The organism is Ktedonobacter sp. SOSP1-52 (assembly GCF_016587395.1).
On the sequence record NZ_BNJH01000001.1, the window covers coordinates 1,534,250 to 1,546,436 of the forward strand.

At 50.8% G+C, this 12,187-nt stretch carries 13 protein-coding genes and 1 pseudogene; 8 read left to right on the forward strand and 6 right to left on the reverse strand.

What is annotated here, in order from left to right; all coding sequences use genetic code 11:
* The first annotated feature begins 10 nt into the window (after positions 1 to 10).
* Positions 11 to 1,090: a hypothetical protein gene (locus JMJ16_RS07030; protein ID WP_201379638.1), complete on the forward strand. Its 1,080-nt coding sequence runs from the start codon at positions 11 to 13 to the stop codon at positions 1,088 to 1,090.
* Positions 1,091 to 1,501: 411 nt separating this feature from the next.
* Here JMJ16_RS07030 and JMJ16_RS07035 read toward each other — a convergent pair whose 3' ends face one another.
* From JMJ16_RS07035 to JMJ16_RS07045, 3 genes are read right to left on the reverse strand one after another with little or no spacing between them, the layout of a single operon-like run.
* Positions 1,502 to 2,392 carry a serine hydrolase gene (locus tag JMJ16_RS07035; protein WP_201379640.1) on the reverse strand — a complete coding sequence of 297 codons (891 nt, stop codon included), beginning with the start codon at positions 2,390 to 2,392 and terminating at the stop codon, positions 1,502 to 1,504.
* Positions 2,393 to 2,424: 32 nt separating this feature from the next.
* Positions 2,425 to 3,327: an SDR family oxidoreductase gene (locus tag JMJ16_RS07040; RefSeq protein ID WP_201379642.1), complete on the reverse strand. Its 903-nt coding sequence runs from the start codon at positions 3,325 to 3,327 to the stop codon at positions 2,425 to 2,427.
* Between the two features lie 39 nt (positions 3,328 to 3,366).
* The gene (locus tag JMJ16_RS07045; RefSeq protein WP_201379644.1) at positions 3,367 to 3,681 is read right to left on the reverse strand and encodes a hypothetical protein; all 315 of its coding nucleotides are present in this window, start codon (positions 3,679 to 3,681) and stop codon (positions 3,367 to 3,369) included.
* 176 nt (positions 3,682 to 3,857) lie between these two features.
* Here JMJ16_RS07045 and JMJ16_RS07050 point away from each other — a divergent pair, with 176 nt between their 5' ends.
* From JMJ16_RS07050 to JMJ16_RS56760, 3 genes are all read left to right on the forward strand, one after another.
* Positions 3,858 to 4,472: a TetR/AcrR family transcriptional regulator gene (locus tag JMJ16_RS07050; RefSeq protein ID WP_201379646.1), complete on the forward strand. Its 615-nt coding sequence runs from the start codon at positions 3,858 to 3,860 to the stop codon at positions 4,470 to 4,472.
* Positions 4,473 to 4,690: 218 nt separating this feature from the next.
* Positions 4,691 to 4,852, forward strand: coding sequence for a hypothetical protein (locus JMJ16_RS07055; protein WP_201379648.1), 162 nt, complete (start codon positions 4,691 to 4,693; stop codon positions 4,850 to 4,852).
* 80 nt (positions 4,853 to 4,932) lie between these two features.
* Positions 4,933 to 5,457, forward strand: coding sequence for a Tn3 family transposase (locus JMJ16_RS56760; protein ID WP_201382770.1), 525 nt, complete (start codon positions 4,933 to 4,935; stop codon positions 5,455 to 5,457).
* Here JMJ16_RS56760 and JMJ16_RS07065 read toward each other — a convergent pair.
* Both JMJ16_RS07065 and JMJ16_RS07070 read right to left on the reverse strand, forming a co-directional pair.
* Entirely contained in the window at positions 5,375 to 6,172 is a 798-nt protein-coding gene (locus JMJ16_RS07065) for a hypothetical protein (RefSeq protein WP_201379650.1), read from the reverse strand. The two genes, JMJ16_RS56760 and JMJ16_RS07065, sit on opposite strands and share 83 nt — an antisense overlap.
* Before the next feature lie 5 nt (positions 6,173 to 6,177).
* Complete coding sequence (locus JMJ16_RS07070; protein ID WP_236601249.1) at positions 6,178 to 6,627, reverse strand: hypothetical protein; 450 nt, start codon at positions 6,625 to 6,627, stop codon at positions 6,178 to 6,180.
* Between the two features lie 1,592 nt (positions 6,628 to 8,219).
* Between JMJ16_RS07070 and JMJ16_RS56405 the strand changes: the two genes are divergently transcribed.
* Complete coding sequence (locus JMJ16_RS56405; protein ID WP_201379652.1) at positions 8,220 to 8,612, forward strand: hypothetical protein; 393 nt, start codon at positions 8,220 to 8,222, stop codon at positions 8,610 to 8,612.
* A gap of 283 nt (positions 8,613 to 8,895) precedes the next feature.
* On the opposite strand, the gene JMJ16_RS07080 is transcribed toward JMJ16_RS56405, so the two are convergent.
* Complete coding sequence (locus tag JMJ16_RS07080; RefSeq protein WP_201379654.1) at positions 8,896 to 9,270, reverse strand: hypothetical protein; 375 nt, start codon at positions 9,268 to 9,270, stop codon at positions 8,896 to 8,898.
* 437 nt (positions 9,271 to 9,707) lie between these two features.
* Between JMJ16_RS07080 and JMJ16_RS07085 the strand changes: the two genes are divergently transcribed.
* From JMJ16_RS07085 to JMJ16_RS07095, 3 genes and pseudogenes are all read left to right on the forward strand, one after another.
* On the forward strand, positions 9,708 to 10,319 hold the full coding sequence (locus JMJ16_RS07085; protein ID WP_201379656.1) for a class I SAM-dependent methyltransferase: 612 nt from the start codon (positions 9,708 to 9,710) through the stop codon (positions 10,317 to 10,319).
* Entirely contained in the window at positions 10,310 to 10,618 is a 309-nt protein-coding gene (locus JMJ16_RS07090) for a hypothetical protein (protein ID WP_201379658.1), read from the forward strand. The genes JMJ16_RS07085 and JMJ16_RS07090 overlap by 10 nt, the downstream gene beginning before the upstream one ends.
* A 1,052-nt stretch (positions 10,619 to 11,670) precedes the next feature.
* Positions 11,671 to 12,153, forward strand: a pseudogene (locus JMJ16_RS07095) (PAS domain-containing protein); the annotation flags it as partial.
* Positions 12,154 to 12,187: the final 34 nt, after the last annotated feature.

A 12,187-nucleotide genomic window follows, 5' to 3' on the forward strand; every position in this document is an offset into this window, starting at 1 on the left:
GATAGGCACAATGAATAAGGGTATACCCAATCAAGGATGGTCTCCCAATGAATTAGTGGAACAGAAAAGCGAGCAACATGGGTTGGTACAATGGTGGTACAACACGACCTCCATTCCAGACCCTCCCGCAAATGCTTCCTTCGCGCAACGAGAAGCCGCCAGAAAATCACATTTGCTCTCCACAATTGTCTTCTGGCTTCTTGTGACCTTTATTTTATTTATTCCAGGCTGTTTGGCGCTCCCCAATCCCTATGTCCTTTATGCGGACCTGGGCATGCTTGCCCTCTGCATTCCCGCCCTCATTTTTAATCGGGCTAAAAAACCGCAGACCGCAGGCATTCTGCTCACATTCGCATTCGAGGCGGCTTTGACCATGGTCATTTTTACGACGTGGCCCCTCGACGAACCGAGCATCCAACAATACGAATTATTTGTCTTTGGTGAGCTACTCTGTGTTTCGCTTCTCGCTCCAGGTACCGTCTTTATTGTCATGTTCTATAACATAGCCGTGATCGTTGTAAGTTTGCTTTGGCAGCCGCATGACCTGGTTCTTACGCATGACCTAGCATCTCAGTTCATCCCCATGCTGATTCGACCCGTGGGTGTTCAATTGATGGTTGCAGGAGTCTCCTTTTTGTGGGTACTAGGGACCAATCAAGCAGCTAAACGTGCTGATAAAGCGGAGATGATCGCGAAATTGGAACACGAACTGGCGGACCAGAAGCAAGAACTTGAAGAAGGTATGCAGCAACTTCTGGATGTCCATGTTGCGGTCGCAAATGGAGATCTCAGCGCACGAGTCCCATTCTCGCAGGGGAAAGTGCTCTGGCAGATTGCGAGCGCGCTGAATACCTTGCTCGTGCGTTTCCAGCGAGCATCGCTCGCAGAGAGAGAGGCACACCGTGTGGAAGAGGCTGTCAAATACCAGGTGCAAGGTATCCAACGGGCGAAGACCTACAGGCAACCTATCGTTCTCCCCATGACGAGAACGCTCATCGATCCAATGATTGCGGAGCTTCAAGGCCAGACAATCGCCAATGCTCCAGTACCCACCCCAGACACCAACTCCTTCGATCAGAGAACAAGGTGATAAACAAAGCGAAGGCAAGTGATCTTTTCTAATTGCTTGCCTTCTCCAAAGAAATTCAACCCAACCCTCATGGCGCCCCTATCCTCTCTTGCCATGACGATTGCAGGTTTCTCCATTACGTTGCTCCTGTCATTGTCGATGAAATCAGCACTATGCAGGGGAAACGCTTCGCTGTCCTCATTGGGGTCAGCGTATCCAAACCTGAAAACTGTACGCTAAGAGAAGCACATGTTTGGCATGCTCTCATTTTCCCCGGCTTCACACGCACCTCGTGCTTCGTGAAGCCGGGGAAAATGAGAGCCGGGCAGGTCATGATCTCTGTTCTCTCAATGCCGGGAATGCAGGCCACGCACACTGATGCCAGCCAGATCTACGGCGCTCTTCAATCCGTGATCGCCTGATAGGTCAGCGTCAAAAAATCTTCGCCGACTTGTGTGAGAACGGATTTGCGCCCACAACCTGAATCAGGAGAGTTGCCATCAGATGCTCTTGTGGATCGGCCCAACGCGTGTTTTGTGGGTGATCCCACACAGTGAGTTCCCTGGTCGCAGCCTTGGCATAGGCAACGGCAAGCCTGCTGCGTTTTTTCGGTGGAACCACGAAACTGGTATCCACCATTCCCAAGGGAGCGAAGATGCGCTCTTGCAAAAACGTTTCCAACGGCTGCTCTGCGACGCGGGTGATGAGTACTCCCAGCACATCAACCGCCGTATGGTAGAGCCAGCGCTCCCCTGGCTCATACACCAACGGAATTTCGCCTAGACGGGCCATCCAGGCATCGGGAGAAAGGATCTTCGCGTCCCAAACCTGCATCGCGTCCGCAATCTGGGCAGGAAGCAAGGCAAAGATGCTGGGCGTTACCGCGGATCGTGTCCAGCCGATACCGAAACGATACGTCAGCAGGTCATGCAACGTAATCGAGCGGGAAGCCGGATACACCTCGTCAGGCGAGCCATTCGGGTCGCGGAGCACCATCCTGCTTGCCAATTCTGGAAGCCAGGCATCCACCGGATCGTAGAGGCGAAGCTTGCCTTCTTCGACTAACAGTAAGGTGGCGACGGCGATGATCGGTTTAGTCATGGACATGATCCGAAAAAGGGTATTGCGCTGGATAGGGATCTGGGCCTCTTTGTCCTGCCAGCCAAGCGTCTCGACGTGCGCTTCTTCTCCGTGGTGGTGAATGAGCGCGACGATCCCCACGATCTCGCCGCGCTGGACATAGCCCTGCAAGGCTCTGTGAAGTCTGCGCAAGCGTTCCGGTGAGAGTCCACTGCGAGGGACTTGACCTGATTCAGGCATCATAACATCTCCTTTTGGGAAAAACCAACATGTAGCTATTTTTGAGCCATGCCCCACGCGACGCCAAAGTGGCCCGACTCCCCACGAAAAGCGGCTGTATGGCGAAGCGCAAACTCGGCGAATGTGGTGGGACGAATCTGAAGAGTGGCGTGCGTTTCGGGATGCACGACTGCTTCGGCCCCCTTCCGACGCTCACTTCCCTGCGCATCGAGCGCATCAGCGAAATAGGGGGGAACTCCTGCTGCGAGCAGTGCCCGCTTTCTTTCCACCTGAGAGATGTTGACATACCGCACGGTCTTGCCGATGGCAAGGGAGATCTGTTCGGCAATCTCTGTCATGCTCAGTGCTTCGGGTCCCGTCATCTCGTAGCTTTTGCCCTCATGCCCTGGCGTGTGCAGCAGCGCAAAGGCGGCTTTCGCGATGTCCTCGACATCCACAGGGGCAAGCTTTGCGTCTTCCATAGGGAGGAAGAGTGCGCTTTCAGCGACGATGGTGGGCACTTCCCGCAGATACACCTGCATGAATTGGCTGGGACGCAAATGTGTCCACGCAAGCCCGGAGCGTTCCAGATAGCGCTCGATTTCGGCATGCATCCGCGTAAAGAGAAAGGGCGAATCCAGTGCCGAGTTTAAGCCGGAGAACTTGACGATGTGGCGGACACCTGCTTTTCTGGCAGCATCGATGAACGCACATTGCGTCTCCAGCATCTGCTGGTCGGCGGAAGAGATCAGCAAAACACGCTCCACTCCAGAGAGCGCGTCTGCGAGCGTCCGAGGGCGCAGCATGTCGCCCTCCACAACCTCCACGGTGGGCAACAACTCCAAGTCATGTGCCTTCGCACTGCTTCTGACCAGTGTGCGCACGGGGGTTTGTTGTCGGGCGAACTCGCGGATTACAGCAGAGCCACTCAATCCAGTTGCTCCTGTCACAAGAATCATCAGAAATCTCCTCTCAAGTGTGGATCTGGCAACATGTTGTCAGGAAAACAGGTTGTATGAAGAAGCAACCAGCGTGAGATCGGTAGCAATAGGTGGCGTTTCGCGAAACCCTTCTTGACGCGATGCTTGTTGAAATGCTTTGAATGACTCCAGATTCACAAAAACCTTTTGCGCTTCCTCACTGGCAAAGAGCGCCCAGTGGTTGAAGGTTTTTCCATCGTCCTCGACAAAAACGCTGTACTTGATATCAGTCCGGCCTAAGCTTCGCAACTCAGCCATCACCCGGCTGATATTCGCTTTGTTCTCTGCCACGTGTTCTGCTTTGACGGTGTACCGAACATTTCCCATGCCCATGAGAAATTTCCTTTCCTTCTAGTGGACAAAGTTGTCCTGCTGCGCTATACTACATAAGCGACGAAAAAGTCGCTTATGTAGGGATTATACGACGAAAAAGTCGCTTTGTCAAGCGCATCCTGAAGGCAGAGCTTGCCCAGGCTGGCTGGAAGGGAAGGACGCATTTGGAGGACTCTATGGATCAGCAGAAAGAGACAAAACCGATTCGACGACGAGCGCGAGGATTACGGCGCATGGCTTCTATTCTTGATGCGGCGGAAACTGTTTTTGCAAAAGGAGGTTACGACGAGGCTACCACCCATCAGATTGCTGCCCAGGCCGAGATTTCACCCGGCTCATTGTATCAATTCTTCGCCAATAAAGAAGAGATTGCCCAGGCCCTGGCGACCCGGTATGTTGAGGAACTCCGGCATGTATATAGCACGATTTTTTCGGTCGAGGCCGCAACGCTTCCCTTCTCCCAATGGCTGGATCAGATCGTTGACGTACTGATCGTGTTTCACCTGGCTCATCCCGCCTTCCATACCCTGTTCGATGCCCCTCCCTCCTTGGAGGTAGCAGGGCTGACGCATCAATTGCCGCAAGAACTGCAAACCCGCTTTGAGCTGGGCTTTCAGGTCCGCGCCCCACACCTCTCTCCGACACAGCGCAGGCTGAGCGCCACGATGAGTGTCCAACTCTTCCGATCGGTCCCTCGGCTGGTTCTCCAGGGAGAGGAGACTGAGCAGAGATTACTGGTGAGTGAGCTGAAAACCATGTTGCAGCGCTACCTTGAGCCTTATCTTGGTTGAGCAACTGACGCAACGCAACCGAGATACGCGCAAAAGGAGAGGCCAGGCGTGTCCGTAATTTGTCGGAGAATACTCGACGGAGAATACCCATTCTCGGTCATGTTCCTCCCATCCCTACGCTCAGGTTCGTTGTATACAGCAAGGGAAAGGGCAAAGTTGGCCCCCAAATCTTGTCGGAGAATCTTTTTGAGAGAAAGTTTTGGGAAAAGAGATGGCTGATGGCGAGCAATGATCCCGTGATCTTCCAGGAGTTCCGGGAGGCACTGGGGACGCGTGACCCCAAAACGATCGCAACCTATCTGTCCACGATGCGTGACTATGTGACCTGGCTCACAGCGCAACCTGGAGGAACGCCGTTCCACCTGTTATCCGAGCGTTAGGGTTAGATCCCATGTTATCCCGCCAAATTCACGCGAACCACCTCCACCGGCTGGCGCGTGAGGGAGAACAATTATGAGTTCTGTGCGCTGGCCGAACTCCGCAATGGCTTGCGTTCCGGCATCCGTTCTCCGCGCACTGGGGCGACGGCACCACGTCCTCTTCCGATGGGCAGCGGTTTCCGTTTGGTGGTCCACGCAGCCACACAGCCCAGATTAATGGCAAATATGGCCCAGAACCTGGCCTGGTCTTTTATACCCATATTTTTGATCAAATGGACCCGTACCATACCAAAGTGATTACCGGAACCACACACGAAGCACCACATCTGATTGATGGACTGCTCTACCACGAAACAGAACTGAATATCCAGGGGCATTATGTAGATACTGGCGGAGTTGGTCTTTACTATCTCTCTATCCTACTCTCATATCGCTCGGTACCTTATCTTGTTATTGACCCGGTTTTGTGGGCTAGTTACACACGTCATGCTCTTTGGGAAGAACTGTTCATTCCGCTGAAGCTCATCCCTTATGGACTTTGTATCCCTGCTCATTCATTCGGGGTCCAAAAAATTCGATGCGGTAGACACCATCTGGACATATGATCTCATGATAGTAGCAGAACTGGGGGAAGATGCTGTGGAGATGGCTCTGGTCATGCGCCTCCTGTGATGCCAGGAGAGCATACCCCTGTATTGCCTTGGCCCTGTCTGAATACTCATGGACTTGCCCATCAGCAGCAATCACGGTGTAATGGGTCGTAGAGGGAAACTGCATACAAGGGCTAAGGAAGAGAATATTACGGTGCGTGCTGCCATTGAGAAGCGTGGCAACGTCCGAAGAGAACCAGGCTCTCCAGGAAGCATTGGCAGCATGGCCTCGTTTGGGGTCGAGATAGCAGACAGCATATTCAACCCCAGAGACGACCTCCGGCACTTCTTTGGCGTTTCCATAAATGATGGTGCACACGTTTCTATTTGGCCTCCATGTCTCAGAGGCTTCTTTCAAATGCTCCCACCGATGCTCGCCATAGAGGAGAATAGGGCTTCCTTCCTGGTAGTTGGTACATGCTTCTTCCGGTGAGATTTCCATCCAGGTGGAGATTGGGATGGAAACGTTGGTGCTCTTCTTTGCAGGCAACCACTCCGGTGGCTTTGATTTCCAGGACTGCGACGAAAGAGGAGCGTCGACATCAGTGAGCTGCTTCATGGCCCGTGTGAAGTCGGGAACAGAAAGCTCGCGACCATCGCGCAATTGTGCGTGATATGTCCTCTCAAGGAGCCAGTGTTCACTCTGTTGTTCAGAAAATGGGATGGTCATTATCATCATTTTCTCCCTTCATCATACGTGTCCTCTACCTCAGCCTCAGAAATCACCTCTAAGAAGTTGTCATCAGGAAGGTACGTTCTGGCTCTCGTTTCCCGCACAACCTGGGTTGCAGAAGAAACGCATGGTCTTCCTCGCTCCTGGTCATAGCAGTCATAGACCATCTGATCAGTGCGCTTTGGGTGCGGTTTCTGCCCTGGAGGAAGATGCGTGACCCGCGGGCCGGGCCTAGATGTCGGCCATGCCGGGTAGGCCCACTGAGTTTGAGTATGCCTATCCGGCATGATCGTCTCTGCGAGGTTGCCCTGGCTTGCAATATCTCCTCTCGCAGAAGAGCCTTGCACAGATGGAGAGACATCTTGAACGATCACGACTGTTTCTGTATGCTCATCTGGTTGTGAGTTTCTCATCGCCTTGACTGGCTGCTGTGTTTCTTGATTGATCCTCATAGGAGTCGCCTTTCTTGCGAGAAACAAGAGGAGCGCTTCTTCTGCTGAAGGCGTGTCAACCTGGAGCGGACTCTTGAAACAGTGTCATCGAATAGATTGTGTCGCTTTTCCTCGGTGGACTCGTTGGCGCCGATCCTGTATTGTTCGCCTCCAGATGCATATGCCTGAAGGAAGAGAGGAGGCACAAACGCGAGAGCGCGAACGCGACCATTGTGGCAATCATGTTTGCTGAATGGAGAGAGGAACGCTCAGAGCGTTAGCAGTTACGAGAGACATGGTGTAGAGGCTTGACTCATGAAAAGATCTATGGGCTTACTTTCAGTATACACTATTTTTGAGGAAAATACAATATATGTCAAATCTATGCTATTTTTGATTTCATTGCTTTTTATGAAAAGATTCAATTAGCAAGAAATCTCCTAGGGGAAACGAGCGATGTAGCCAGGTTTCTTCGGGTTGGAGATCAGAAACGTAAGAAACAACGTTGTCTTCGGATTTTTCAGCCAGAGAAACTACTCACACTTCATCCGTAGGATAATTTCCTCCTGGTTGTATCCTGGCAGTTGCTTCTACCTTTGACCAGGTAGAGCAGATAGCAAACGTAAAGAGGCAAGCATGCGTAAAGTATGATCTGCCATAAGAGCTATCAGGCATGATAGCAAAAACATTATTACTGAAGCACAAACCGAAGCAATATTACTCTTTTCAGCCACAAAAATCCGCATCAGGTTAATAATAGTATACAGAATTTCAAAAACATGATATTTTTTATAAATCAAAATGAATTAATTGTAGCGCATGCAGGAGAGGCATCCTCTTAGAGCCTCTCAACATCGATCGGTAAATGGAGAGCAATCCCAACATATTCCAGATAAAATGTGCATTTTATACAAAAAAGGAGGATATCTGAGTTGTATCCCTCTACATGTTTAAAAGCTGGAGTGTGAAGAGGTGCGCTAAGAACCTCTTAGCGCACTCCTTCTAATGCCTCTTGAAGACCCAGTGTAGATGGTAAAACAGAAGCCATAGCAGAAGGGAGGAATGGATAGAGTGTCCGCATTCTATTATCAACATACATGGAATTTAATTAAAATGCAATTTTTATATAAATTGCTGAGCAAGCATTTTGTTAAATAATTCACTTTAGCTTCCCAAGTTTTAATTGCAATAATTTAAAAAATAGTATATAATATGGATACCTCATAGCTCTTTGTATGAGATATGTCCCGCGTATAAGGTACCTCTTCACATTCACTCTCGCCTTCTTCATTCATATCTTGGCGATCTTTCTTTCATACACCCTTTGTAGAGAAGCACGCTAGAGAAGGAGCCCAACATGCAACTCCTCATCCCTCTGATACTCATCCTTGTCATCTTTTTGGGGTCCTTTGGGTATATGACCGTTCAATATCAGTTGGAGAGGCAATCGCTAAAAGATGAGGTCCTCCCATAAGAGATTTGACTGATTATCCTCCCCGATTACGCTGATGGGTAACACATACGAATACATGAGTTGAGAGTAGACAAGTCAGAGCTTATATATAGGAACATCAAGTTTCCTGTACGAAGAGCAATGTGAGAAGGAATAAAGTATGATGGGTACTCAGGTATACGGTACAGAACAACAGGAGTATACTGCTGGATTCCATATGGCAGAAAAGTACGTCTTCAAATCTGAGCGAGGACTGAGTAAGAAGGTCGTTGAGCAAATTTCCGAAATGAAGGGCGAGCCTGATTGGATGCGCCAATTCTGCCTCAAGAGCCTGGCCCTCTTCGAGAAGCGTCCAATGCTAACCTGGGGCGCTGATTTATCGGGAATCGATTTTGACCCTGGCCCACTTCTGTGGAATGATCAAAGTGGAAAGCATATTCTCCCGATAGGCTATGAATGTGTCAACCACTTTGTCAGGGGCCTTTCTGATTTGCACTCTCTAGGAAGCGAGCCAAGGTCAGATGTCCCAATGATTGAAGAGAGAGGAAATTAAGTGGCTGAGAATCGGTACGCGCGTTTAAAAACGAAGAAAAGACGCTCTCCGCTCTTCTGAACCCCAAGATTACCAAACTTTGGTAATGTGACTATTTGTAGAAATACCGTGCAAAAAAGAACGTTTGACAGACCCTTTATAGACGCCTTCAGGTAATGCATCCTTTCACATGCATTACCTGAAGGCGTCTTTCATTGTTTTAGGAACGCTTGCGTTTCTCTTCCTGGAGAAGGGCTCTCATTTCCTTTTCGGAAAGGCAATCCCCTGGAAGCTCATTATCAGGTCATGGTTCCTGCCGTGCGCCATAAAGGGCTGCTTCGGTGACCAGGCGCTGTGTGAAGCCAAAGGGGAAGCGGAACGTGGAATCATCAATAATCCACGCGTGAAAGTGATTTGAAGTGTCAACTTCCCGCGAACGAGCAGGAAGCAGTTCAACGCCTTCGCATTCCGGCCCGATGAGTTCATTCTTTATGCGCATTTTGTCCCGATACGAGAGGTAGATCAGGTCTGGGCCGCCGTCACTGGCCTTGAGGCGCCTGAGGTGGACTTGATATCGGCTATTACGATAGATCTCGCTTTCGGGATCTCGCGGGTCCTTCTCGCACCAGACAAAAGGAGTCCAGGGGGTGCTCAGAAGATCGTGTGTATTGCGTTTCATCGCTGAAACTTTCTATATAGTGTAGGTTCAATGGACCGTTTGTGCAAGGAGAAAGAGGGGATGCAATGTCCAGTCTATGATAAACTGATTCATTTGCACATTCCGTGCCCAACAAGTTCCGAGAGCCTCAGTGAGGATCTATGCGTTAGGCTTGTGCCCCATGTATCCATATGGGGAGAAGCAAAATACTGGAATATCTGGTCTCGCTGTTGCCTATCAAATGCGAGGCTCAGGCCTCTCTCCTCACACAGAAACACATGTGCACTACCTATTAAAAAAATATTAAAATTGCTGGATGACCCGTTATTCGGCTTCTTGAGGCTTTACATGCAGACACCATCATCGCTATAGTGACAGAAAGCGATACCTCATGCCCCCTCTATGATCAGCAGAGGATGCGCTTATAGAGAATGAGAAGAGGAAACGAAAAAAGAATAATGCCATGGCTTTTTAAACGGAAAGAACTCGCCTCCACAACGACCCCTCCTGGCTGGAAGGGTAGAGGTCAAACGCCGGATGGTCCTCACACCACAACCGTTGGGACGCGACGCTATTACAGCGACATCCCCTATGTCCTGCCCAAGGATCTCGAAGATGGAAATCGACTCGATTTTCAGCATTATCTCTTTCGCCAGGCCATGCATGGCTACTACCTTGCCCCTCTGGAGCCAGAGAAAATAAGTAGTATCCTGGATGTTGGATGCGGCACTGGCCGCTGGCCCATCGAGATGGCCCAGCTTTTCCCTCATGCGCAGGTTATGGGGTTAGACTTGGAGCAGTTCCAGCAGCAAGGCGCAGAGAAAATGCCCAACTATCACTTTACTCGTGGCAATATCTTGCAGGGATTGCCTTTCCCCAATGGAATGTTCGACTTTGTCCATCAGCGCCTGCTCGTCATGGGCATTCCGCTCGCACAATGGACGACCGTGATTCGAGAATTGTTGCGTGTCACCGCCCCGGGGGCTGGATCGAACTGGTCGAGGGGAGCAATACCCTCTATCCAGCCGGGCCATATACCCAACGGTGGTTTGACTGGGCCATGCAACTGAGCAAGCCACACGGCCTTGACCCCTCAAAAATCTCGTTTCTCGGACAGTATGCTCAGGAAGCAGGCATGCGCAATTGCCAGACGACCCCTTTTGATTTGCCCGTTGGCAACTGGGGCGGGCGCATTGGCCTGCTTCTGCAACGTGATTTCCAGGCCATCTATGAGAGTTTACGCCCTCGCTACCAGAAGCAGCTAGGCATCAGCAACGACATCGTCGAGGAGACACTGCCAGCTATGCTCGCAGAATGGGAGCGCATGCATACGCAGTTCCGCTTCTATGTGGTCACCGGCCAACCCTAGTATCTAAGCACACATCACCTCCTTGCGAGGAGACCGGGTAACGTTACGGTCTCCTCGGCTAGCTGGCAGAGCCTCTGGCTAGTGCAATCTCAGGAGACCTAGTAAGAGAGAGTGTCCCTCATCTTCGTTGAACACCGGAACGCTGGCTCTATTGCACTACAGGTCTCTGGAACTTGCACTAGTAAACCTTCTGTACACACGAGAAGAGACAAATTAGGGGAGATTTCTAGTAAACCTTCTGTACACACGAGAAGAGACAAAGGAAACCTCTGAGCAAGCATATATCTGGCAACTATACATAAAACACAACTACATACACCCGAGATGATACGAACACTCACCAGGAGCAGATCTGGAAGATCTCCTCCCTGACCTTGAATAAACCGTTGGAGAAAAAATGCAATGGCAACAACTATCAGGAGATTCCCATGAATCAACGATTACAAGACCTTTCAGAGCCATCCATTGATACGCTGTTTCGGTCGTCAAGAAGCTTGTTGTATCCATGGCTGTTCAAAACAGAGATGCAACGATGCTGATCTGCTGCTCAATGGGAGATTGTGCGTGCCAACTAGAAGAAACCCTTTAATATTGGCGTTGCGTATGCCTACGTTGGAAACACCTGGGTCCAGAATGTGGCGCGATTTGGGCGGCGCGCGTGAAAGGAGAGATCGTCTCTTTTCCACCACACCAGATCATTGCCAAGAAGCGCGCGCAAACCATTGCACGCTGGATCAAACAAAGTACAGGTTGGGCACTCATTCAGGCCAAAAAGTAGAACTCAATGAACTGCTTCATTCAATGGAACCATATCTTGGCTCAGACACAGGTTTGGTGAAACCTCTTCAATACCCTTGTAAATACTCTGGCGTTTGTGCTCAAGGAATGGAACACTTCTGCCATCATAAACTCAGCATTCACCAAACCTGTGTATGAGCCAGCTAGCGTGTTCCTTGCAGAGAGCCTCTCCATTGCATGCTCTGTCTTGAGATTCAGAGCGGGAAAACATCGTTGTCACCAGGGATGGGGTACGTGAAAGGGAGACAGACAGCATGTTCAATCCACAAAGCAACGAGTATAGCACGCTCACATCGCGTGAGACGCTCCTCAGCCTGCTTGAGAGGCTTCCTGGTGCCTTGTTTGTCGTCGTCGATGACGCAGCAACGATTGTGTATGCCAATGCGAGCGCGCAGACCATGCTAGGCGCATCGCGAGAGGCATTCCTGGGGACCCCCTTCTGGCGCGGTGCACCACAACTCGTGAGCCCCTCACTCTATCAGACAGTGCTCAAGACCAGGCAAACCCAGGAGCCGACCGAAGTGGAGTATTGGTCTCCCATGACCCAGACCTGGCTGCACGTGCAGCTCTCTCCAACCGTTGGGTGGCTCATGTTGCAGTTTCACGAGACGAGAGAGCCAGCCCGGCGCCAGGAGATGGTTCCCCCAGGCGAGCACCTCTTCAGTGAGATGCTCGATGGCTTACATGCCCACATCGGATTGCTGACGCCCGAGGGGATGCTCTTGGTAATCAACGAAGAAGAACAAGCTTGTTATTTATGAGCCAGAAGCA